This window comes from Cohaesibacter gelatinilyticus, assembly GCF_900215605.1.
GTDB classification, from domain to species: Bacteria; Pseudomonadota; Alphaproteobacteria; order Rhizobiales; family Cohaesibacteraceae; genus Cohaesibacter; species Cohaesibacter gelatinilyticus.
Genome location: NZ_OBEL01000008.1, coordinates 86,754 through 109,733 on the forward strand (window position 1 = coordinate 86,754; position 22,980 = coordinate 109,733).

Consider the following 22,980-nt stretch of genomic DNA (forward strand, 5'->3'; position numbering starts at 1 on the left):
ATGACAATGAATTCTTCGCTTGACCAAAGTAATGAGCGCTTGAAACATATTTGTTCTGTTGCTCCTGTTATTCCGGTTCTGGTAGTTGACGATGTGGCCCACGCGGTCCCGCTGGCCAAGGCTCTGGTGGCGGGCGGTCTGCCGGTACTGGAAGTGACCTTGCGCACTCCTGTAGCCCTTGATGTCATCAAGGCCATGTCGGACGTTGAAGGCGGCATTGTCGGAGCTGGGACAGTTCTTGGCCAGAAAGATGTTCTGGCCGCAAAAGATGCCGGGGCGCAATTTGCGGTTTCCCCCGGTGCAACCCCGGATTTGCTGACCGCTTGCGAAGCAGCAGATCTACCCCTACTTGCAGGAGCATCAACAGCATCCGAAGCCATGGCTCTTCTTGAGCGTGGCTATCGTTATGCCAAGTTCTTTCCTGCAGAAGCTGCGGGTGGAGCGGCGATGATTCAAGCCCTGAATGGCCCTCTCCCGCAGCTTCATTTTTGTCCGACCGGGGGGGTGAGCCCGGACAATATCGGCTCCTATCTATCGCTTCCCAATGTTGTTTGTGCAGGTGGGTCCTGGGTGGCTCCGAAAAGTCTTGTCAAAGAAGGCAAATGGGATGACATTGAAGAACTGGCCCGGCAAGCAGCTCAACTACCGCGCTGAATTGATTTCTGTTCCCAGGATGGCAACAACATGAGGACCGAACATGGTTGCACAAGTCATACCGGTTGAGAATTTTGATCTGGTCATCTTTGGCGGAACGGGAGATCTGTCCCGTCGTAAAATTCTCCCTGCCCTTTACTGCCGTCGGCGCGCTGGCCAGTTACCGGCAGATGCCCGCATCATCGCTGCAGCCCATAGTGACAAGGACCAGGACAGTTTCCGGGATCTGGTGCGCACATCCCTGCAAACATTTCTCGATGAGAGCGTCAAGGATGATGCCTTGGTCGAGGCTTTTCTTGACCAATGCATCTATGTGCGTCTTGATGCCCTGGGGGATGATGGCTGGTCCGATTTACGTGAGCAATTACGCGAAGATGCCGTTCGAGCCTTCTATTTTTCCGTTGGTCCTTCCCTCTTCGGCCCACTGTCGGAACGATTGGTGACGCACCAGATTTCAACGGCGGATAGCCGCATCGTGGTGGAAAAACCATTTGGACATGATCTTGAGAGTGCAAGGGCTCTGAACAATGATCTGGCCCAATGTTTCAAGGAATCCCAGATCTATCGGATCGACCATTATCTCGGCAAGGAAACCGTTCAGAACCTGATGGCGCTTCGCTTTGCCAATGTTCTGTTCGAGCCTCTTTGGAACTCACATTATGTCGATCATGTTCAGATCACTGCTGCCGAGGAAATCGGGGTTGAGGGACGCGGGGCCTATTATGATCAGTCGGGCGCCATGCGCGACATGGTCCAGAACCATCTCATGCAGCTTCTGTGTCTGACCGCAATGGAGCCTCCGGCCGGTGTTGCCCCCGATGACATTCGCAATGAAAAGCTGAAAGTCATCAACGCTTTGACTGATGTGCCGACGAGCGATATCGTGCGTGGTCAATATCGCAGCAAGGGTGACAAAGGCTCCTATCTGGAAGATTGCGGAAATCCGGATAGCCGCACAGAAAGTTTCATTGCGCTCAAAACTCATGTCGAAACATGGCGCTGGGCGGGTACGCCTTTCTATTTGCGCACCGGCAAACGCCTGCGCAATCGCATGTCCGAAATTGCCGTCACCTTCAAGGAACCACCGCACAATATATTCGCGGATCGCGCCCCCAATCTCTCCGGCAATACGCTTGTCATTCGCTTGCAACCGGATGAAGGCATCAAGCTGCATGTCTTGATCAAGGAACCCGGCCCGGGTGGCATTCGCCTGACGGAAGTGCCTCTGGATATGACCTTTGCTGATCTGAGCAATAGATCGAGCATCGCAACGCCGGATGCCTATGAGCGATTGCTGATGGATGTGATCCGTGGCGATCAAACCTTGTTCATGCGTGGCGATGAAGTGGAAGCCGCCTGGAGCTGGGCAGACCGCATGATTACACAATGGGAGCAATCGGCAGACCGGCCACGTCCTTATGACAGCGAGTCTTCCGGACCGGAAGATGCCCTGATGCTGATGCACCGGGACAATCGCCGCTGGCGGGAGATTGAAAAGTGACAGACATCCGCTCCTACGACACCCGCGAACAATTGATGCACTCTTTGGCAGAAAAGGTGGCCAGCGAGTTGAGAGCCGCACTTGAGACAAAAGACTCTGCCAGTCTTGCGGTGCCAGGCGGAACAACGCCTGAGCCTTTCTTCCTCAATCTGCGCAAGCAGGACCTGGATTGGGAAAAGGTTTTTATTCTTCTGACCGACGAACGCTTCGTGCCGGAAAGCTCTCCACGCTCCAATAGCGCCCTGATCCGGCGCAGCCTGTTGCAGGAACACGCCGCCAAAGCCACTTATGTGCCGCTCTATATGGCAGGTGATGCACCAGAAGAAGTTTTGCAAGATCTCTGTGCCGGGCTTGATCAGGCCCTGCCTTTGGATATCTGCGTTCTTGGCATGGGCACCGATATGCATACGGCTTCGCTTTTCCCGGGCGCTGATTTGCTGAACGAAGCCTTGTCCGACGCTGCCCCTGCCCTGTTGCCCATGCGCGCACCCGGCGCACCGGAACCACGCCTCACCCTGACCGCACCTGTTCTCAAAGCTGCCGGGTCCGTTCATCTGCTTATTGCTGGTGAGGAGAAGAAAACCGCTCTTGAACAGGCCATGAATGGTCAGGATGAGTTCGAAGCACCGGTTCGTGCAATTTTGAACCGCGACCAATCCACCCTGGTTCATTATGCAGATTAGAGCGTGTTCCCGAAAAGTTGAAGCACTTTTCGGATAAGAAATCGCTTTGGATCAAAGGGTTAAAGCACCACTCACGATTGAACGATTGTGAGCAGTGCTTTAGGACATAGGGTCCTTGGCATGGCTATTTTCATGCAAGAATGTCCTTGATCTGCTCAAACAACCATGTAGCAGCCGGTCCCATACAGGAATTCTTGAGCTTGATACACTCAACCGGCGGACTCCAGAGCTTATGCTCAAACCGTAATTTCAGCCTGGACAAATGGCCGGATGCAATTGCCGCATCAACCATATGCTCCGGCAGATAGGCCCACCCCACCCCTTGCAGAACCAGATCCTGCATTGTGTGAAAGCTGGTCGCATACCAAACTTGCGTCGATAAGGTAGGAAATTGCGCAAGAACACTGCCCTGGGGGCTCCGCAACAGAAGTTGACGATGGGACAGCAATTCATTCGCCCCGATCTCGGCAAGCTTCGTAAGCGGATAATCCGGTGCGCTAACAGACACAAATGGCAGATTGCCAATGAACGTCTGCTCCACGCCTTTTTGAACCCCTCCGCTGGAAAACATCAGACCGATATCAGCCATATCCTGCAAAACCATATTGGGAATTTCGGGACTGATACCAGATTGCAGGTCAATTTGCGTGGCGGGAAATCTCTGTCCAAATTCAATCAATATCCGGCCCAGCGAGGGAAGAACCAGGGCATCATCGATCATGAGCCTTATGCAGGTTTCCTCACCTTGAAAAATACTGTTCGCTGCGCTTGTCATATCATCAAGCTGCATCAGAACTGCCCGGGCATGGATCAGCATGCGGTCACCGTTATCGGTGAGTTGCGGTTTTCGGGTGGTCCGGTCAAAAAGCTCAAACCCCAGATCGACTTCCAGATTGACAATTGCCGTACTGACGGCTGACTGTCCCTTGCCCAAAGCTCTACCAGCTGCAGAAAAACTACCCGATTCAGCTGCTGCTATGAACATTCTCAGTTGATCCAGGCTTGGCACTGTTTATCCATCTATTGATAAAATCATTAGTTACTAACTTTATACCATTTCTTTTCTCGATTAATCAATTTGTGTCTTCCCACACCAATGAGAAGACCAACAACTTAAATTGAGAGAGAAGAAGCCACATGACAATTCTGTTGCAAATCAATACCAGCATGCAGGAGACAGCCTCACAATCCTCAAACCTTGCAGACAAGGTAAGCGAAAAACTGCTCACCAAATTTGCAGATATGCGACGCATAAAACGTGATCTGGGCAAACATCCTGTTCCGCATCTTGATCATGACACATTTCAAACTTTCCTCGATCCGAACACTGCTGTTACTTCCGCACAAAAGGCCGGATTGGCGCGTTCCGATATATTGATCTCGGAATTGAAGGATGCACAGATACTCGTACTGGGAGTGCCCATGTATAATCTGATGATCCCATCGACCCTTAAAAGCTGGATCGATCATGTTACGCGTGCCGGACAAACATTTGCATTCACTGAGGATGGTCCCGTCGGGCTTTTAAAAGACAAGAAAGCCTATATCGTCATTGCTCAGGGTGGCAATTTTCTGGGAACATCCGACGATCTGGCAACAGCTTATCTCAGATCGGCTTTCGGCTTCATGGGAATTGTCGATCTGGAATTCATCTATGTGCAGGGTCTGGCGATGGGAGATGAGGCGGCAAAAGCTGGACTGCACGCAGCAAGCCTGGCGATCAGGGCGTTAATTTGATTGTTGGCTAATTGCTTTGTTCTCTTGGCAGATGGACCTCCACGAGTAACCCATCCGAGCCATTCTTGAGGGACAGCTCTCCCTTGTGATGCTTGATAATCTCGTTGGCGATGCTCAGGCCCAAACCTGAGCCACGCTGCAATTTGCTCCAATGCCCCCGTACGAATGGCAGCATGACCTGATCCATCTTCTCGGCTGGAATACCCGGTCCACCATCTGTGATACGAATGATCAGATGATCGCTGCCATCATACCCCAGCGAGATGTCTGCATAGCGTCCATATTTCAGGCTGTTATCAATGAGATTCACAAGGGCACGGCGCAGTTTTTTGGGCTGACCAATCATCATGCCATGGGTCTCGGCGGAAACCAGCACCGGCGCGGTGCCCCCAAAGACTGATGCGACCCCGCCAATTTCTATCTGCTCCGGCAGTGCAAAACGCACATCCTTGCCAATATCACAATAGTCATCACACAGGCTCTGGATCAGGGAATCCAACGAGAATTTGAAATGATCTTCGGGAAGTTTGCGCACCGACAACAGATCCAACGCCCCTTCAACAAGACAGGAAATTTCCTCCAGATCACTGAGAAATTTCTCCTGCATCTCCTTTTCCTTCATGATCTCCGCTCGCAGGCGAAGACGGGTGACGGGCGTTCTCAAATCGTGAGAAATGGAGGCAAGGCTCTGAATCTGACTTTCCTGCTCGCGATCGAACTGGCGCTGCAAGGAATTGATATGATCCTGAATGGCAATGGCTTCCTCGGAAGCAAAGGACCCCAGACTGGCCCGTGGATTTTCGCGCTTTTGGGCCAGTTTCTTGAAAGGTATGGTCAGACTGAGAGACAAGGGGAAAATCGCTGCAAGCATGCCGATGATCCCGATCAGCGCCAGAAGCATGCTTTTGGCTTCCGATAAGCGATCATGCCAGATTTGCGGTGCTTCTATCAGCAGAACACTGTCATCCGACAAGAAAATCAGCAGGTTCGCCTCCATATCCTGCCGGGCTATTCCGTGGGAAAGCGAGGAAAGACGCATGTTGGCATCAACATTTGAATTGTCAGGATTCGCCCGCAACAGACCAGGGCGGGGCGGGGCGCTTTTGAACTGCACAGCAGCCCGGACCCGAAGATCATCAAGGCTTAGGATCAGCGGAATGACATGAACATCAGGATTTGCGGGAAAGGCCTCAAGATGCTGCACCTCATAGGGCAACCCTTGCCTGATCGCAACAGGCATGTTTTTTTCAACCTGCCAATTCTGCTCAACGACCCGTGCAAGAATACCGCCAGTCATTTCCGCTATCTGCAGATCCGTCTGCCGGTTTTGATAAGCAATAAGCAGAAACCATGCGGCCAGAGCACCAGCCAGAAAGCTCAAAATCGCAATCAGTGGCAAGCGTGCCGACAAGCGTCGAGGAAACAAACCCAACAGCTGATTGAGACCGTTCATTCCCTCCTGCCTCCTGATGAGGTCTGGTTGGAAGCGGCTGCGTCAAGCGGTGTGATATCGGAGCAGAATTTATAACCCTGATTACGCACGGTACGGATGAAGTCGGCTTCTTTGTCGATATCAAACAGTTTCTTGCGCAATCGGCTCACCAAAATATCGATCCGGCGATCTCCCGGCTCTATATCCTGCCCGATCAACAATTGCGCCAGATCATCCCGCGAGACCGGATTGGGGGAGGTCCGCGCCAGAATAGCCAGCACGGAATATTCACGTGTACTCAGCGGGACAAGCAAATTGCCCGGTCCATGGAGCTGTTCCGCAGACAAATCCAGCACCCAGCCGGAAAATTGCAACTTGCCGGATGTCGCTTTGGCTTGATGCGACCCCGTCCGGCGCAACAAAGCATTGATGCGCGCCAGCAGCTCCCGCGGATTGAACGGTTTTTCGATGTAATCATCCGCTCCCAGCTCGATACCAATGATGCGCTCGGTGTCCCCCTTCACCGCAGAGAGAATGATAATGGGAATATCGGACATCTGACGAATATGACGACAGACCTCAAGGCCGCTGTCACCCGGCAGCATAACATCAACAATCATCAGATCGAACAGATCTGGAGCATGCTGATAGGCTTCTTCAGCGCTGGCCGAGACCGTACACTCGAACTGTCGCTCTGTCAGATAGCTGGACAGAAGCGCAGAAATCTCGGGATCATCTTCAATGATATGGATACGGCGCACAGATCCCTCCCCCGGGTTTTCTGTAGTTTCGAACAAAGCAATTGTTACGACAAGATCTATAATGTTGCAGTTTGTAACATTCACTCTGTTATGCTTGGTTTTCTGAAACAAAAACATACAAAAATCTGCGCTACAGGCAGATCAAAATCCTCTAACGTTTGGCAACATGGATTTCGATCAATGAATTTCTGGGAGGAAAGAATGAAATCATTGAAATTTGCTCTATTGGGTGCCATTGCCTTGGCAGCAACCCCATTTTCCGTACAGGCCGAACCAACTGCAGAAGTTCTGCACTACTGGACATCCGGTGGTGAAGCAAAGGCTCTGAAAGCCCTGCAAAAGACTTTCAAGGATCGCGGCGGCAAATGGGTGGATGCCCCGGTTGCAGGTGGTGGTGGTGATGCACAGGCAGCGGTTCTGCGCTCCCGCGTTCTTGCAGGTGATCCACCAGCAGCGGTGCAGATCAAAGGTCCAAACATCAAGGAATGGGCCGAAGCTGGCGCATTGGGTGATCTGAGCGCAGTGGCAAAAGCCCAGAATTGGGATGGTGTTCTTCCTCAAGCCATCAAGGATATCGTGAAATATGACGGCAAATATGTTGCCGTTCCCGTGAACGTGCACCGCGTTGACTGGATTTGGGCAAACCCCAAGGTTTTGGCCAAAGTTGGTGCAAAAGTTCCAACCACCTGGGCTGAATTCAATGAGACGGCAGACAAGCTGAAAGCCGCAGGCATCGTACCATTGGCCCACGGTGGCCAGCCTTGGCAGGACGCAACCGTATTCGAAACTGTCGTTCTGGGTATTGGTGGCATCGATTTCTATCGTAAGGCACTTGTTGAGCTGGATGAGGAGGCGCTTGGTTCAGACACCATGGTCAAGGTTTTCGATCAGATGCGCAAGATGCGTGGCTATGTCGATCCTGACTTCCCTGGCCGTGACTGGAACCTTGCCACCGGCATGGTCATGCGTGGTGAAGCTGCCATGCAGATCATGGGTGACTGGGCGAAAGGCGAATTTGCCGCCGCAGGCAAGAAACCTGGCGTTGATTACATCTGTGCTTCCACACCATCTGATGGTGGGTATCTGTTGAACTCCGACAGCTTTGCCATGTTCAATGTCAAAGGCGATGACAAGGCAAAAGGTCAAGCTTTGCTGGCGGAATTGATCCTGTCTGAGGATTTCCAGGAAACCTTCAACCTCTATAAAGGCTCCGTTCCCGCCCGTACCGGCGTCAAGCGCGACAATTTTGACAGCTGTGCATTGAAATCCATGGATGACATGGAAGCAGCTGCAAAATCCAACAAACTGCTCGGATCTGTCGCTCATGAAATTGCACAGGCCGGAGCCATCCGCGGTGCTTTCACTGATGTAGCGACTGCGCATTTCAATTCCGACATGTCTTCCGAGGAAGCCACGAAGAAACTGGTTGAAGCGATCAAACTCGCCCAATAACCAGACTTGCAGAACGGGCCTGTTACCCTTGTAACAGGCCCGATTTGTAAGCAAAGTAGGGTTGAGTGACAAAATCTAACGCTCAATTGACCGCCCTGCACTATTTCCAAGTGCCAATATATTCTGTGCCATTGTAAGGAGAACCATGATGGCTCGTTCTCATGGAGGCATCGCTCGCAAGCTTGAGCGATGGATTCCCCAATTGGTCGTGTCTCCCGGCTTTCTGGCAATTGTCGTCTTCGTTTATGGCTTCATCTTCTGGACCGGTTATATCTCGACAACCAAATCCAAAATGCTTCCCAACTACACCTTCATCGGTCTGCGCCCCTATGAGCGCCTGTTCCAGATGGACCGTTGGGAAGTCGCCTTCAACAATCTGTTTGTCTTCGGATTTGTGTTCATTGTGGTCGCAATCGCCATAGGTTGTTTGCTGGCCATTCTGCTTGATCAGAAAATTCGCGCAGAAGGGGCCATTCGAACAGTATATCTTTATCCAATGGCCATCTCCTTCATCATTACCGGCACCGCCTGGAAATGGATCATGAATCCATCGCTGGGACTGGAATCCGTTATTCGTTCCTGGGGTTGGGAGAGTTTTTCCTTCGGCTGGACCGTCAGCCAGGACCTTGCCGTCTATGCATTGGTCATGGCTGCTGTATGGCAATCAGCCGGCTTCGTCATGGCCTTGTTTCTGTCCGCACTTCGCAGTGTAGATCAGGACATCATCAAAGCCGCCAGTCTGGATGGTGCATCACCTGCAAAGATTTATCTGCGCATCATTCTGCCCTCCATGCGTCCGGTCTTCATGAGTGCAGTTGTAATCCTCTCTCATCTGGCCATCAAGAGCTTCGATCTGGTAGTGGCACTCACAGGCGGTGGACCAGGCTATTCATCCACTCTGCCAGCCAACTTTATGTATGAGATGACATTTCGACGCAATGAGATCGGCGTCGGTGCGGCCTCGGCCATGATCATGCTGGCAACCGTTGCCGCAATCATGGTGCCTTATCTCTATTCCGAACTGAGAGGGCAGAAAAATGGCTAATATTGATATGATAACCCAGGCCCCAACGCCCTCCAGATGGGTCGGACGCCTGCTGATCTGGTCTTTGTTGATCCTGTTCGCTATATGGTTCCTGTTACCTGCCTATGTGGTCGTCGGCACGTCCCTGAAGGATCTGGAAGAAATCCGTGGTGGCTCATTGTTGGCTCTTCCACACGAATTGAACTTCTCTGCCTGGAAATTTGCCTGGAGTGAAGCTTGCATCGGGGTGCAATGCACCGGCTTGAAGCCGTATTTCTGGAACTCGGTCTCCATGGCTCTGCCATCTGTCTTTCTATCCACTTTGCTGGGTGCGATGACAGGTTATGCCCTGACCAAATGGAAATTCAAGGGCGCTAATATTGTCTTTGCATTGATCCTGTTTGGCTGCTTTGTACCCTTTCAAGTGGTCATCTTGCCAATGGCGCAGACTTTGGGTCTGATCGGCATCACCAACACCGTCTATGGTCTGATCCTGGTTCATACGGTTTATGGCCTTGCCTTCACCACCCTGTTTTTCCGCAATTATTATGTGACGATCCCTGATGAGTTGGTGAAGGCAGCAACCATCGATGGTGCTGGATTTTTCACCATCTTCATCCGTATCATCCTGCCACTGTCACCCCCCATCATCGTGGTTTCGGTCATCTGGCAGTTTACACAAATCTGGAACGACTTCCTGTTTGGCGCCAGCTTCACCACTGGTGGCGCTCAGCCAATCATGGTTGCGATGAACAATCTGGTGAACACCACCACAGGGGTGAAGCAATATAACGTGGACATGGCAGCAGCCTTGATCACCGCAGCCCCAACCTTATTGGTTTACATCATTGCTGGTCGGTATTTCGTTCGTGGCCTGACCGCAGGCTCAGTCAAAGGATAAGGAGAGAGATATGGCATCCTTAACAATCAAAAATGCGGTCAAACGCTATGGTACTGTCGAAGTCCTCAAAGATGTATCCATTGACCTGCAAGATGGAGAATTTCTGGTACTGCTCGGCGCCTCAGGCTGCGGCAAATCCACCCTGCTCAACATGATTGCAGGTCTGGAAAGCGTGACCGGTGGTGAGATCATGATCGGTGACCGTGTCATAAATGATGTGCATCCCAAGGATCGTGATATCGCCATGGTATTCCAGTCCTATGCACTCTATCCCAACATGACTGTGGCCAAGAATATTGCCTTTGGTCTGGAGATGCGCGGGATTCAGAAAGCCGAACGCCAGAAAGCAGTCGAAGGCGTTGCCGAAATGCTGCAAATCAGCCATTTGTTGGATCGTAAGCCAGCTCAATTGTCAGGTGGTCAGCGCCAGCGTGTGGCGATGGGGCGTGCTCTGGTGCGTCGCCCTGAGGTCTTCCTGTTTGATGAACCGCTCTCCAATCTGGACGCAAAACTACGTCTGGAGATGCGCACCGAAATCAAACGCCTGCACAAGGAACTCAGCGCCACCATGGTCTATGTCACTCATGACCAGATCGAGGCGCTGACGCTGGCAGATCGCATTGCCATCCTCAAAGATGGCTCCGTTCAGCAATTGGCGTCGCCTACCGAGATCTACAACAAGCCGGCCAACATCTTTGTGGCTGGTTTGGTTGGCTCACCTCCGATGAATTTCATTCCAGCCACACTGGTTGAGAAAGACGGTATCACACATGCCCGATTGTCTCTGAACAAGGATACAGACAATGATGTCATCGATCTGTCGCTCGCCAACAATGATGCCGATATCACGGAATATGGCGGTAAGGAAGTCGTCCTTGGACTGCGTCCCGAAATGATCACTTATGTCAATGGAGCAGACGTCAACGGACAACAAACAATCCTGAGCAATGTCGATGTGGTAGAACCGACCGGCGCTGATACCCTTTGCTTCCTGAAATGGGGCAAACACGATGTCATGGCACGCGTTAGTTCCGCCATTGATGTGGGAAGCGGCGATCAGCTTGCTTTCAGCATCGATATGAGCCGCGCAAGCTTGTTTGATCCGCAAACGGAAGAGCGGATTTAACCAAGCTCAAAGTTGCCAGATCTGTTCCCCAAACAGATCCTTGTCAGAGCCGAACAGAAAGTCTGTTCAGCTCTGACATCGCACTTTTTGACTGGATGGCCCCTTGAGACCTGCTAGCAGGTGCGCCAATCCTAAACTTGGGTCAAAATAGCCTGATCCAGATGCCGGTTTACGTTGTTAAACCGGCATTTTTTCGATAAAAATGGCCAACTCTCTTCCTCTTCAAAACAGATGAGAAATGAACGATATGAGCAACTCCGGCACCTCTTGGAACCTGATTGGTGATATTGGCGGCACAAACATGCGCCTTGCCAAAGTTGAACAGGCAACAATCACCGATCAGAAGCGCTATCCAACAACGGGAGATATGCATATCGAAGAGGCGATCTCAGACTTTGTTGCCAGATCCGGTTCATCACCCGCTCATGCCGGTGTTGCTGCCGCTGGGGTCATTGCAGACGGTGCAGTAAAGCTCACCAATGCAGGGAAAATCTTTTCCGAACAACAGATTCTAAAAGCATCTGGCTCACAAACAGCTCGTATCATCAATGATTTTGAAGCTGCTGCCTGGTCGTTGGTAACAGCTCATCCGAATGATCTTATCGCCTTGCAGGGAGATTTGCCGTCAATTCCTGAAAGCAATCCAGCCCCTACAGGCACCAGACTCATTGTGGGTCCAGGCACTGGATTGGGTGTCGGATCTCAAATCTGGGCGGGCAATCGCCCTCATGTGCTCCAGGGAGAAGGAGGGCATATCCGTATCGCCCCGGAAAATCACGATGATATCGAGCTTTTCAAAAGGCTGGCTGATCTTTGGCCAGAAGTACAAATGGGATCCGGATTGGCGCTGGAAGCAGAAGCCATTGTCAGTGGTACCGGTATTCCGGTTGTGATGCGAGCGCTGGAAGAGTTGCATGGCAAACCTATCTCAGGCACGAAAGCTGCGGAAATTTTTGCCAATGCAAAGGAAAATTCATCATCCCTCGCTGCTATCGTTATTGATCGTTTCTGCCACTATCTTGGTGCTGTTTCCGGGGATCTTGCACTTGCTCTTACAGCTGAAGGCGGTATTTTTCTATCTGGTGGCGTCCTGCAAGCCAATGACTGGATCTTCGAAAAACCGACTTTCATGAAGGCTTTCAATGAAGGTGGCCGCCATACAAAATTCCGCAAGGAATTTCCCGTTTATCTGTATCGGAACAAGAATTTTGGTTTGCTCGGTACCATCAATGCCCTCGAATTTTGCAGATAAACGTTTCCACCAGCCATTCTAGGACGCAGACTCTTTTATGAGGCTACGTCCTAGGCAACCCCTACCCCATTTTTCTGGTGTTCCAGGTTGGTTCTCATGAGCGCCATCAGCATCGGCCCGACCGAGAAGTCATGATCCAGGGCCTTTTCGGTCAAGACGCGCAAATATCCGCCCGGCGAGACGATTTTATCCGATCGCTCCAACATACAGGCAATGACAATGGCCACTTGCTCTTGCCCCATGGCTTCGATCGCGGCTTCATAGGCGTGCGGACTGATGCCAAACATGGTGCGGATCGTATCTGTGGTCTGGATCAGATCCACCCAATGTCGAATTTGTCCTCCAGTCGAGTAGATGGACACCTGAGGACAGGCTTGAAGCACCATCCCCAATGGATAAGATCTCACCTTGGGCTTCATTCGATCTTGGTTGACCTCGGATTTACCCTCGACTTCCTTTTTGGAAGCCGGTTCAGATTCAAAATAGATATTTGGTTTTGAATTATGATAGTGGCGCTCACTTTGAGACTCATTGGCGCTTGATTGTTCTGAATTTAAATGATTTTCCAGTGACTTATTCACAAGGTCACGAAGAGCTTCAAATTCCTTCAGCAAAGGCTTCAATTCAAGAATATCCGCTTTGCGTGGAATCCGAACCACCAGATCGCGAAATTGGTCATGCAGCTCACCCCAGGATGCCCCCTGCCCGAGCTCCAAGCCTTCTTCCAGGGCCATTTCGATCATCTTGGCAATATCGCGGCGCACAAGGGTCAATTGCTCTCGTGTGGTCTTCAGGGCCGCTTTCTCAGCACGAATATGATAAACCATATTGGCAAACTCGGTCGCACGCGCCAGCAAGGGCTGCAGGGAAAAGCCAAAAGTAGCGTCTTCCTGACCGTAAGAGCCTTTGCGCTGATAGCGTTTGCCATTGGGACTGTCATGGCGAATGATCAGGCCTTGCTTTATCAATGCTGCCAGATGCCGACGTAAGGTGGCCGAAGCCATTCCGTTGGAGCGCAGGGAAAGCTGCTTGTTGGATGGAAAGACAATCATGCCCTGATCTTCCACCAGCTCCTTGCCAGGATAGAAGGTCAATAGAGCGTTCAAAACCGTCAGGCTCCGATCGGAAACCCCGACCAGAATCCGCGCTTCACAAATCAGGCGGAAGAGATCCCATTTGTCCAATGGCTCGGAATGGTCCTGGTTTGCGGCCTTTTCAGCCACATCTATTTGTCTTGCCGCCATGGCAAGTGTCATCGATCGCCCACCGAAAGGCGTCGAGATATGCGTCACAGTCATTTTTTCACCTTTCAAAAGGCAAAAGAAATCTGTTCACCGAATCGGTGCGAAAAATACTTGACTATGATTCGCGGAAATGGGATTCTCTGATTGCTACATCTATGAGAGGTTCTCGTTTCCGTTGACTCGGTTCGGGAGCCTTTTTCTTTTGCTACTTCCGCTTTTCGTCCTTTTCCAATTCTTGACGATATTCCTCGTAAAGTCGCTCCAGATGAGCAGTGATGAAATTGCCAAAACCCTTGGCATCCTCTTTCTTGAGGGTCAGATTGAAGCTCTTGGCACTTGCTTTATAGCTCGCGCTGACCTTCTCATCCTTGGCTGACCAGCCTGGCAATTGCTTCTTAGCAACATTGCTCATCCGTCCCTTGGGGCCAAGTGCGGACTTCGCAACCTTGTTCTTGTCCTTACCAAGCTTGGCAAACAGCATCTCGAATTGCTCACGCACCTCCGCTTGCATGAAGGCTTCATCCTCCAGCAATCCAAGCGCTACATCGCGCTGTTTCGGATTGGTTACAAGGCGCTTCAAGTCTTCCCAGCGATCCCGACCAATGCCACGTGCGGAGCCAAGTGCATCCAACAATTCGGATGGAATGATATCGGTGATGGACTGCATGCGAGAAAGCAGCGTAGCATCGATGGTCAGCGCTGCCTGAATAACGTCCTTGCTTTGCTCCATATCGCTAAGCTTGCGAGCAAAAAGGGCTTTCTCGATGAAAGTCAGATCGGAACGAGCTGTGTTTTCCTGGCCTTGGGTAATGATATGGGCAATATCATTCAGACTTTTCACCACAGCCCGAACTTCAATCTCCAGCTCTTTTGCAGCGCGCGCCCGGCGATGACCATAAACCACCATATAACGACCTTCATCATCAGGATGAGGACGTACCAGAATAGGCGTGGACTGGCCGTGTTCGGCAATAGCCTGCTTCAGTTCTTCAAAGGCCTGCGGATCAGTTTCCAAACGGTCAGCAATGAAGGAAGCATCAATCAGATCCGGGTTCAGGGAAACAATAGCCTCCCCTTCCATCATCTTCTTGCTGTTCTCGGCCATCTCCTCAATGGTGGATACCATTGAGCGAGATGCACCACGTTTCACATATTTGGCGCGTTTCGGGTTCACTCCCTGATCGGTTGCGCCGCCGGTGATGGAAGCCAAAAGGTTCTTACGAGCCATCAATGCACCTCCTTCAGAATCAACCTACTGAGATCATTTGAGAAAAACGGGATTTGTACGGCTGTCAAAGTCATCAGACGTCCCTTCCCCATGCACGATGGATCAAATCGGTAATTTCACCATTGACCGCATTCAGTGACCCGATTGCGCGATCATAGGTCTGACGGTTGAATTGAGAGCGATCAATTTCATAGAGGGTTTGCTTGGTAATACCAGCGTCGGAAATCGCAGTGGATTTCAGCATATGGTTTTGGAGCATCTGATTGGGAAACAGCGCCTGCATGAAGCCAACCATCTGGGCCTGTGGCCCATCGGTCGGCTCATAGCGGGTGACCACATAGCGGAACCAATTCAGATTGATACCTGCCCCTGCACTATTCATACTCTCCAGAATGCCGCCCAGCATCAAGAGGAACTGGCTCATGGACATGATGTCCAGCATCTGTGGGTGAACGGTGATCAAAACCGAAGTTGATGCCGTCAAAGCTGTCAGAGTCAAATAGCCAAGCTGAGGCGGGCAATCAATCAGAACGATGTCATATTGATCTTCGACATCAGCCAGGACTTCGGTGATGCGCGTAAAGAACAAACGCCCTTCATTACTGTCCTTGCTGGCAGCTGCCAAAGGCGTGTCATACTCATATTCCTGCAGCTCCAGATTAGCAGGAACAATATCAAGACCCGGAAAATTGGTCGGACGAATGACGCTGGTAATCGACTGACGATCTTCATCATAGCGCAAGGCCTCATAGAGCGAACCTGTTTGGTCCAGCTCTGGCTGAATACCATAGAGCGCGGTCAGAGATGCCTGAGGATCGAGATCAATTGCCAAAACGCGATGCCCCGTCAAAGCCAGATGCTGTGCCAGATGCGACGTCGTCGTGGTCTTGCCTGATCCACCTTTGAAGTTCACGACCGAGATAACCTGAAGATCTTCACCTTCGGAACGGTGAGGTAGATATGGCTTCTTGCCCGGGCGGCCATTCTTATCGAGATACCGGCGCAGCTCCAGCATTTGTTCGGCCGTGTAGGACCGGCGACCGCTGGCTGATGTGGTTGGAACTGGCCCCTTGCCTTCCAAATGCAATTTCTTGATATTGGACTGGGTCACACCAAGATAACTGGCAACTTCGGCAAGTGAGAATTGGCGCAGCCCTTTCGTCGCGTTGGGTGGGAATTGCTCCACACGCAACATATGCAATTTGTCCGAGATCAGCTCGCCTTGCTGTAAGATGATCTGATCGAAACCGACAGGGCTGTTCATCTGAGCTACCGTCACCAAGTTAGCATTTTTAAAAATATCGCTTTTAATCGCGAATAGGCATCTTAAGTGTGAACAATCGGATGATTCCCCGATTCTGGCAAGAGATTTTTCGTTAATGAAAGGTTAATACCCCCGGCTGCCGGGCGTGCATCTGACCGCAAAGAAGATCCGTACAGAATTTTATGGTTAACCGGGCATTAAATCAAAAAGCCATGACAGAGCTGGAAATTTGATCTAAAAATCAAACTATCTAGTTGATTTACATATTAGAAATACAGATTTGTACGGCTGTCAATTTCACTATGCGGTTTTGCTTGCAGCAATCGCACGCGCGGCACTGATCATAGCTTGTCCCAGTGCCAATCCGCCATCATTGGCAGGAAACAGACGAGGAATAAGCACTTCCAAGTCACTTTTACGCAGCCGAGCAGCGACACCTTCGCAGAGAATCACATTCTGAAGGACACCACCGGTCAGAGCTATTTTCTTCACCGAATGGCTTTGAGCGAGTTCAGTTGCCAGATCAGCAATCACAACAATCAAGGTTTGATGGAATCTGGCAGCAATGAGATCTCTGTCTTTGCCCGATCTCAGATCTTCCAAAATACCACGCCAAAGAGGACGCCACGTCAGAACCAAAGGCTCCTTGCTTTGCTCCTCACATGAGCGTTGAAGCTCCTTCTCATAAGGCTCGATTTGTGTCTCGCTATATCGCACGAACGCCTCTTCTGCATGGGCTTGAAGCAGCATCGCCGCCTCCCCTTCATAACGCACCTGATCGCGGCACATATCGAGACAGGCTGCAACCGCATCAAAAAGCCGCCCCGCAGAAGAAGCTTTGGGTGCATTCAGACCGCGTTCGATCATGGCGTTCATTTGTGTCAAAGGCTTCTTGCCGAGCCAGCGAATGATTTCCAGATCAGCATAGTCCGCAGAGATTTGTTCCCAACCGCCCAACTCTCGCAATTGCGCAAAGCAATTGCGCCACGGCTCATAAGAGGCCTTGCCGCCACCTGGCATGGCGACAGATGCAAAATGGGCCAGTCGCTCATAGCCCTGATAGGTACCGAGCAAAAACTCTCCGCCCCAAAGTTCGCCTTCTTCAGATGATCCCAAACCATCCAGCACGACACCAAGAACAGGCCCGTGATCCAACGGCAAAGCATATTCGGCCATACAAGCCGCCAGATGAGCATGGTGATGCTGGATAGCATCTATCAGGCAATCTTGTTCGACCGCCAGAGTTTCACCCAAACGCGTAGAAAAGTAGCCCTGATGACAATCCAGAGCGATGCGCTGAGGCTCAAAGTTTCGAACAGAGGCATAAAGATCCAAAGCCCTGCGATAGTCCTTTTGCTGCTTGGGATTTTCCATATCGCCAATGTGATGGGAGAGGGTCAATTGACCATGTTCCAGCAAGCAAAAGGTATTCTTGACTTCTCCACCAATGGCGAGAATGTCGGGAGCTGTTTCAAATCCCGCAGGCAAAGGCAGCGGCTCTGGCGCAAATCCGCGCGCTCGGCGCAGAACCGCCGCACGATCATCCACCAGATGAAGGACGGAATCATCCAGCCGATTGATGATGGCGCGATCATGCATGAGGAAAGCGTCCGCAATTGAGGACAGGCGTTGCAACGCTTCCTCATTGTCAATCACCTGTGGCTCAGAAGAGAGATTACCAGACGTCATCACCAAGGGATGATCCAACTCCTGCATCAGCAAGCTATGAAGTGGGCTGTAAGGCAGCATGAAACCCAAACGGCGCTGTCCCGGTGCAATAGCAGATGCCAGTTCCGCCGCATTTTCTTTTTGCTCCAAAAGCACAATGGGCGCAGCGCGATCAAGCAAGAGGTTTTCTGCAATTTCTCCCACTTTACAAAAGCTCCGGACCATATCCAGATCCCGCGCCATAAGGGCCAGCGGTTTGCCATAGCGCAGCTTTCGAGCGCGTAGCTCGGCGACAGCATCTTCATTGGAAGCATCAACCGCCAGATGAAACCCACCAATGCCTTTGATTGCGACGATCCTGCCTTGCTTTAAAAGCGACGCGCAGCGCTGGATCGCATCTTGCTCATCATCCAACATGATCGGTGTCCCATCCGCCCAAATCAGCGATAATTGCGGGCCACAGTCGGGACAGGCATTGGGCTGGGCGTGAAAACGGCGATCCGCCGGATCATCATATTCCGCCTGACAATACGCGCACATCTCGAACTCTGCCATCGAAGTATAGGCACGATCATAGGGAAGCTGCTTGATGATTGAGAGGCGGGGGCCGCAATGGGTGCAATTGGTGAAGGGATAGCGATAGCGTCGATTGGGAGGATCTTCGATGTCAGCAAGGCAATCCGGGCAGGTGGCAGCATCGGGAACAATGCCGGTGGCAATATCAGTCTCGGCGCTGGCTGCAATGGAAAAGTCGTCGAAAGAGACTAGCTCATCGAGTGGTTGGCATTCAATGGTATCTATGCGAGCAAGGGGAGGGCAAGCGTTCCGCAAATTCTGGACAAACGCGGCCAACTCATTTTGATCAGCCGCAAGACGGATCAAGACTCCTTCGCCATCATTGCGCACATCACCCTTAAGTTTCAAAGCCTTGGCCACTTGCCAAACCGTGGGACGAAAACCAACCCCTTGCACCAATCCGCGCACGCGAATGGAGTGACATGAGCCATGAGACAAGGGATCAGGCATGGTCAATGCACCGTGCAGACCATGCAGGGATCGTAAGAGCGCACGATATGCTGAACAGAAACCGGATCAACCTCGCCTTCGCGCAATCCAGCCCCTACAAGCGCCTGTTCCAGCGGGCCAGGCAGGCCTTGCCCATCGCGCGGTGAGAAATTCCATGTGGTCGGTGCGATGATCTGATAATTCTCGATCACACCATTTTTCACGCTCAGCCAATGGCCAAGCGAGCCGCGTGCGGCTTCCACCAGACCAACGGACTGGCCATCGGGCAATCCTTTACCGTGATGACGGAAAGGCTCACCAAGATCCAAGCTCTCAGACCATGCCTGCATATGCGGAACCAGAATAGCGACCTCCAGCAACCGGGCCAGAACACGATTTTCGACATTGCCGCCAGAACGCGCAACACAATCGCGAATGAGCGGATGTCCATCTATCAGTTGTCGTGACAAAGCCCCGGTTTCCATCGTCTGACCATTCAGGCGAGGGGCCTTGCACCAACTATAGCCATCCTGCATGCCAGGATCGGGAATGGTCTGGCCATCGGACGGATGACGCGGTTCATCGCTGACCATCCAGGCATGGCTGACATCTTCAGCAATGGCGGCGCTATCCAATGGCAAGGCTTGTTCATCCATCACAATGCCTTGTGCGAAAAGGGGTGTTTGCTCTTCACCTTGCGGATAAACGCCATAGCTCATGAAGCGATCACAGGAACGGCCAGCCTTGGCCAGATCCAGAGTTCTTGAGATAGCAAGAAAACGAGAAAAATCGCTATGATCCGGGCCTTTAGCAGCTAACCACGCTTCAAGCGCCTCATAGCTGGAAAGAGAGGAGATTTCCTCCAGATCGGCACCAAAGAGATGGCGTTCCAGAAAGCGACGGAAAGTGAAAAGAATACTTTTCAGCCTTGCTTGCTCATTGGCCTGAATGGACCGCGTGGTGCCGCCTGGCTGAATGGCAAGCGTATGGGGCCATTTGCCTGCCAAGATACCCGTGATGTGCAACAGCTCGGCCCGTGCTGGCAAAAAATCCTGCGTGGCTTCGCCTTTGATCGCCTGAAAGCGCTTCGCAATGCCCGCATACCAAGGCTCAGAGCCATAGGTCTCACGGGTAAAATCCGGCATGAAAAACAGATAGAAATGGGTCAGATGATCGGCGATATTCTCTGTCGCCAAAATCATGTTGCTGGCACGCTGACCATTCAGCGGTGTAGAAACACCCTCAAGTCCAGCCAGCGCATAAGCTGCCGCCGTTGACTGGCTCACCGAACAGATGCCGCAAATGCGTGGCGCATAGACCAAAGCGTCTTGCGGATCCTTTCCCTTCAAGATCCTCTCAAACCCACGATAAAGCGGCGAAACCACACGCGCTTCCTCAACCCGTCCCTCTTGCATATCCAGTTTGACTTCCAGATCACCTTCGACGCGATTGAAAGGACCGATGATCAGGCGGCTCATGAGCGATCCTTTCGTCTTGCAATGCCAAAGAGCGGGGCAGGGGAAGAAGGTTTCTTGTCAGGCTTGGAACCTTCGCCAACCGGCACACGATTATGGGTAAAGATCACCCGCTCCGCGGTCGCATTCTCGCTCAAACGCTTGGGTGTTGCTGCCTTTGACAGAGATGCCAGCGCCACGAACCATGCTTTTGGCATATCGGTAGGGAGGCCAACGGGGATGCCTGCAATCTTTGGTGTCTCGGCAAAAGAGTGGCCCGGCTCTTCGAAACCCGGTTCAGTGCAGGCAATGCAGGGATAGCCACCAGTGATGCAAGAGCCCGATCCATTCCAGGGACGGGAATTGCAGTCGCCTGCCGCCTGCGTGCCTTTACAGCCAAGATTTTCCATCATGCAGCCAAGATCGGCCAAACGCTCGGCACTGGCTTTATATTCATAAAATTCATTGCGCGAGCAGCCATGATGGACCAGCGATCCCGCCATGGACAAGGGCCGGCCAAAGGCATCCAGATCCTGCGCTTTCATCTGATCGGAGCTGAGATGGGCTAGCGTCTCGGTCACCCAGTCCGGATGAATGGGACAGCCAGGAATGTTGATTACCGGCAGCTCCAGATCCGAGCGATAATCACCACCCAGCAATCCCCCCGGCTTGTTGCCGTCAAAGGAAAGGCCGGTTGCCTCTACCTCATTCTCGCCTGCGGCCGTGATGCCGCCATAGGCCGCACAAGAGCCGATCGCCACCACTTGAGACGCATGAATTGCAAGTTCGGAGATGATATCGCGCATGGGCTTGCCGCCAGTGCCCGCCATCAAATGATAGGCGCCGGTGCCATCTGGCCCATTGATAACTGAGCCTTCCAGACAAAGAATATCCAGCTTCTGTTGACCAGACCGGATAGCCTCAATCAGATCAAGAACTTGCTGGCCGGTTTCCAATGATAGGGAAGGGTGCCAAAGCAGCTCGATATTGGCCGCTTCAAAGCTCGATAGCAGATCCGGGGCTTCCGCCCCAAAGAGCGAAAGAGAACAGCCACCGCAGCCGCCCGATTGCAGCCACAGCAGAGTTTTGGTCGATTTGGAAGACCGATCAGTCATCACTGCCCTCCTGCTCTTTTGATGCTGAAGAGGGTTTAGGCTTGATCGGCAAAGTCAGGGTGAAACAGGCGCCACCATCTTCGTGATTGCTTCCTGCGAGAGAACCGCCCATTTCTTCGGCCAGATTGTAACTTACATAAAGACCAAGCCCGGTGCCCTGTCCGATCGGGCGGGTGGTATAGAAAGGCTCGAAAATACGAGCCAGATCGCCTTCCGATATGCCATGCCCATTGTCACGAACGGACAAGGCTATCTGATCCTTCTCATCACCTACGCCTGCACACGCGATATGCAGACTGGATTGAATGGCATTGGCAGATCCCTCACCGTCCATCGCGTCGATGGCATTTTGCACCAGATTGACAAGGATTTGATGCACATAGCCTTTTTTGGCCGAAAGGCACAATGTCCCGTCGCATTCAATCACCAGATCAGGGTTGACCTTGGCACCGCGAAACACCCAATTGGTGGCGGTTTCAATCACACCACGCAGCGCAAATTCCTCTGGTGCTTCCTTTTGTGAGGATGAGAAGCGACGGAGTTCCTGCACAATATCGCTGACCCGCTCTGCCCCTTCCAACGTACCTTCGCATAGCGGCAGAATGTCGTCCATGATGCGCTTGATGCCGAGCTTGCGGCGCAATTCGGCCAGCTCCGCATTCTGGCTCTTGGCTTCCACTTCGTGCAAATAGCGAGTGATGCGCTCGCCATAAGTCTTCAGCGCATGCATGTTGCCAAAGACAAAGCTGATGGGATTGTTCAACTCATGGGCAACGCCTGCCACCAAACGACCAAGCGCCGCCATTTTTTCCGAGAAAACAAGCTGTTGCTGAGCTTCACGCAACGTGTGATGGGCTTCATCCAGCTCGCGATAGGCTTTTTGCAGCTCACCCAATGGCCGCCCGATCAGTACCAATCCAACCATATTGCCTTGATGGTCAAAGCGTGGGGAGCAATTGATGGACAGCGGCACGGCGTTGCCTTGGCAATCCACCACCGCCACCTCGCAGTCGGAAATAGGCGAGGAACTCGACAAGCGTTCCGCCATTTGGCTCAATAGATCACTATTCTCGGAAGAGAGGATATTACCAAGAGATTGCCCCAACAGACTATGCTCGGCAAAACCGGTCAATTCCTCCAGGGCTGCATTGGTTTGCTGGATGCGGCCATGACGATCACAAACAATCAGCACATCGGTCATGGAGGACAGCACGCTGGAAATGAAGAACTGCGCTTCTTCCAACGCGGCATTCTTTTCTTCCAGCTCGGTCTGGCTTTCCACCAGCTCCGCATAGACGCTATCCATTTTCTGGATCACATCAATCCAAGTCGCCTCATCAGCATCAGGCATGGCAAAACTTCCATCCTCTCCCAATTGTGCGCCTCCCAGCTGGGTTTGAAGAGGCGAGGAAGTGGAAAGCGGAGTGACATCAGAGTTGGACCCGTCCTTGCCGGGATGATGTGCCATTGCCTTATCTT

General features: G+C 52.0%; 19 protein-coding genes. 9 read left to right on the forward strand and 10 right to left on the reverse strand.

Going from position 1 to position 22,980, the window contains the following annotated elements:
- From CRO57_RS22620 to pgl, 3 genes are read left to right on the forward strand one after another with little or no spacing between them, the layout of a single operon-like run.
- Positions 1-654, forward strand: a complete 654-nt coding sequence (locus CRO57_RS22620; protein ID WP_097155801.1) for a bifunctional 4-hydroxy-2-oxoglutarate aldolase/2-dehydro-3-deoxy-phosphogluconate aldolase — start codon at positions 1-3, stop codon at positions 652-654.
- A gap of 43 nt (positions 655-697) precedes the next feature.
- Complete coding sequence (zwf, locus tag CRO57_RS22625) at positions 698-2,155, forward strand: glucose-6-phosphate dehydrogenase (protein WP_097155802.1); 1,458 nt, start codon at positions 698-700, stop codon at positions 2,153-2,155.
- Positions 2,152-2,838, forward strand: coding sequence for a 6-phosphogluconolactonase (gene pgl / locus CRO57_RS22630; RefSeq protein WP_097155803.1), 687 nt, complete (start codon positions 2,152-2,154; stop codon positions 2,836-2,838). Before zwf ends, pgl begins: the two co-directional genes overlap by 4 nt.
- A gap of 130 nt (positions 2,839-2,968) precedes the next feature.
- Here the strand turns inward: pgl and CRO57_RS22635 are convergent, their stop codons facing one another.
- Positions 2,969-3,847, reverse strand: coding sequence for a LysR family transcriptional regulator (locus tag CRO57_RS22635; RefSeq protein ID WP_280176206.1), 879 nt, complete (start codon positions 3,845-3,847; stop codon positions 2,969-2,971).
- A gap of 128 nt (positions 3,848-3,975) precedes the next feature.
- On the opposite strand from CRO57_RS22635, the gene CRO57_RS22640 reads away from it, so the two are divergent.
- Positions 3,976-4,575: an FMN-dependent NADH-azoreductase gene (locus CRO57_RS22640; RefSeq protein WP_097155805.1), complete on the forward strand. Its 600-nt coding sequence runs from the start codon at positions 3,976-3,978 to the stop codon at positions 4,573-4,575.
- A gap of 7 nt (positions 4,576-4,582) precedes the next feature.
- On the opposite strand, the gene CRO57_RS22645 is transcribed toward CRO57_RS22640, so the two are convergent.
- Both CRO57_RS22645 and CRO57_RS22650 read right to left on the reverse strand, forming a co-directional pair.
- Positions 4,583-6,028 (reverse strand): sensor histidine kinase, encoded by a 1,446-nt coding sequence (locus tag CRO57_RS22645; protein ID WP_097155806.1) that lies wholly within the window; start codon positions 6,026-6,028, stop codon positions 4,583-4,585.
- The gene (locus CRO57_RS22650) at positions 6,025-6,768 is read right to left on the reverse strand and encodes a response regulator (RefSeq protein ID WP_170956219.1); all 744 of its coding nucleotides are present in this window, start codon (positions 6,766-6,768) and stop codon (positions 6,025-6,027) included. The genes CRO57_RS22645 and CRO57_RS22650 overlap by 4 nt, the downstream gene beginning before the upstream one ends.
- A gap of 201 nt (positions 6,769-6,969) precedes the next feature.
- Here CRO57_RS22650 and CRO57_RS22655 point away from each other — a divergent pair, with 201 nt between their 5' ends.
- From CRO57_RS22655 to CRO57_RS22675, 5 genes are all read left to right on the forward strand, one after another.
- Positions 6,970-8,220 (forward strand): ABC transporter substrate-binding protein, encoded by a 1,251-nt coding sequence (locus CRO57_RS22655; RefSeq protein ID WP_097155808.1) that lies wholly within the window; start codon positions 6,970-6,972, stop codon positions 8,218-8,220.
- 145 nt (positions 8,221-8,365) lie between these two features.
- Positions 8,366-9,265 carry a carbohydrate ABC transporter permease gene (locus tag CRO57_RS22660; RefSeq protein WP_097155809.1) on the forward strand — a complete coding sequence of 300 codons (900 nt, stop codon included), beginning with the start codon at positions 8,366-8,368 and terminating at the stop codon, positions 9,263-9,265.
- The gene (locus CRO57_RS22665; protein ID WP_097155810.1) at positions 9,258-10,145 is read left to right on the forward strand and encodes a carbohydrate ABC transporter permease; all 888 of its coding nucleotides are present in this window, start codon (positions 9,258-9,260) and stop codon (positions 10,143-10,145) included. Before CRO57_RS22660 ends, CRO57_RS22665 begins: the two co-directional genes overlap by 8 nt.
- A 10-nt stretch (positions 10,146-10,155) precedes the next feature.
- Complete coding sequence (locus CRO57_RS22670; protein ID WP_097155811.1) at positions 10,156-11,271, forward strand: ABC transporter ATP-binding protein; 1,116 nt, start codon at positions 10,156-10,158, stop codon at positions 11,269-11,271.
- Positions 11,272-11,518: 247 nt separating this feature from the next.
- Positions 11,519-12,523 carry a glucokinase gene (locus tag CRO57_RS22675; protein WP_170956220.1) on the forward strand — a complete coding sequence of 335 codons (1,005 nt, stop codon included), beginning with the start codon at positions 11,519-11,521 and terminating at the stop codon, positions 12,521-12,523.
- Between the two features lie 50 nt (positions 12,524-12,573).
- On the opposite strand, the gene repC is transcribed toward CRO57_RS22675, so the two are convergent.
- The 7 genes from repC to CRO57_RS22710 form a co-directional block, all read right to left on the reverse strand.
- Positions 12,574-13,821 carry a plasmid replication protein RepC gene (repC, locus tag CRO57_RS22680; protein ID WP_097155813.1) on the reverse strand — a complete coding sequence of 416 codons (1,248 nt, stop codon included), beginning with the start codon at positions 13,819-13,821 and terminating at the stop codon, positions 12,574-12,576.
- A 151-nt stretch (positions 13,822-13,972) separates the two neighbouring features.
- The gene (gene repB / locus CRO57_RS22685) at positions 13,973-14,995 is read right to left on the reverse strand and encodes a plasmid partitioning protein RepB (RefSeq protein WP_097155814.1); all 1,023 of its coding nucleotides are present in this window, start codon (positions 14,993-14,995) and stop codon (positions 13,973-13,975) included.
- A 73-nt stretch (positions 14,996-15,068) separates the two neighbouring features.
- On the reverse strand, positions 15,069-16,259 hold the full coding sequence (gene repA, locus CRO57_RS22690) for a plasmid partitioning protein RepA (RefSeq protein ID WP_097155815.1): 1,191 nt from the start codon (positions 16,257-16,259) through the stop codon (positions 15,069-15,071).
- A gap of 300 nt (positions 16,260-16,559) precedes the next feature.
- Positions 16,560-18,953 (reverse strand): carbamoyltransferase HypF, encoded by a 2,394-nt coding sequence (gene hypF, locus CRO57_RS22695; RefSeq protein WP_097155816.1) that lies wholly within the window; start codon positions 18,951-18,953, stop codon positions 16,560-16,562.
- A gap of 2 nt (positions 18,954-18,955) precedes the next feature.
- A complete protein-coding gene (locus tag CRO57_RS22700) occupies positions 18,956-20,410 on the reverse strand; it encodes a nickel-dependent hydrogenase large subunit (protein WP_097155817.1) in 1,455 nt (484 codons plus the stop codon).
- The gene (locus CRO57_RS22705; RefSeq protein WP_097155818.1) at positions 20,407-21,501 is read right to left on the reverse strand and encodes an NADH-quinone oxidoreductase subunit B family protein; all 1,095 of its coding nucleotides are present in this window, start codon (positions 21,499-21,501) and stop codon (positions 20,407-20,409) included. The genes CRO57_RS22700 and CRO57_RS22705 overlap by 4 nt, the downstream gene beginning before the upstream one ends.
- On the reverse strand, positions 21,494-22,969 hold the full coding sequence (locus tag CRO57_RS22710; protein ID WP_210200983.1) for an ATP-binding protein: 1,476 nt from the start codon (positions 22,967-22,969) through the stop codon (positions 21,494-21,496). The genes CRO57_RS22705 and CRO57_RS22710 overlap by 8 nt, the downstream gene beginning before the upstream one ends.
- Between the last annotated feature and the right edge of the window lie 11 nt (positions 22,970-22,980).

Coding starts and splice junctions, on each gene's coding strand:
- CRO57_RS22620 (WP_097155801.1), top strand. CDS start 1: ATGACAATGAATTCTTCGCTTGACCAAAGTAATGAGCGCTTGAAACAT.
- hypF (WP_097155816.1), bottom strand. CDS start 18,953: ATGCCTGATCCCTTGTCTCATGGCTCATGTCACTCCATTCGCGTGCGC.
- CRO57_RS22705 (WP_097155818.1), bottom strand. CDS start 21,501: ATGACTGATCGGTCTTCCAAATCGACCAAAACTCTGCTGTGGCTGCAA.
- CRO57_RS22670 (WP_097155811.1), top strand. CDS start 10,156: ATGGCATCCTTAACAATCAAAAATGCGGTCAAACGCTATGGTACTGTC.
- CRO57_RS22700 (WP_097155817.1), bottom strand. CDS start 20,410: ATGAGCCGCCTGATCATCGGTCCTTTCAATCGCGTCGAAGGTGATCTG.
- CRO57_RS22645 (WP_097155806.1), bottom strand. CDS start 6,028: ATGAACGGTCTCAATCAGCTGTTGGGTTTGTTTCCTCGACGCTTGTCG.
- CRO57_RS22710 (WP_210200983.1), bottom strand. CDS start 22,969: ATGGCACATCATCCCGGCAAGGACGGGTCCAACTCTGATGTCACTCCG.
- CRO57_RS22675 (WP_170956220.1), top strand. CDS start 11,519: ATGAGCAACTCCGGCACCTCTTGGAACCTGATTGGTGATATTGGCGGC.
- CRO57_RS22660 (WP_097155809.1), top strand. CDS start 8,366: ATGATGGCTCGTTCTCATGGAGGCATCGCTCGCAAGCTTGAGCGATGG.
- zwf (WP_097155802.1), top strand. CDS start 698: ATGGTTGCACAAGTCATACCGGTTGAGAATTTTGATCTGGTCATCTTT.
- CRO57_RS22665 (WP_097155810.1), top strand. CDS start 9,258: ATGGCTAATATTGATATGATAACCCAGGCCCCAACGCCCTCCAGATGG.
- repB (WP_097155814.1), bottom strand. CDS start 14,995: ATGGCTCGTAAGAACCTTTTGGCTTCCATCACCGGCGGCGCAACCGAT.
- repC (WP_097155813.1), bottom strand. CDS start 13,821: ATGACTGTGACGCATATCTCGACGCCTTTCGGTGGGCGATCGATGACA.
- CRO57_RS22655 (WP_097155808.1), top strand. CDS start 6,970: ATGAAATCATTGAAATTTGCTCTATTGGGTGCCATTGCCTTGGCAGCA.
- repA (WP_097155815.1), bottom strand. CDS start 16,259: ATGAACAGCCCTGTCGGTTTCGATCAGATCATCTTACAGCAAGGCGAG.
- CRO57_RS22640 (WP_097155805.1), top strand. CDS start 3,976: ATGACAATTCTGTTGCAAATCAATACCAGCATGCAGGAGACAGCCTCA.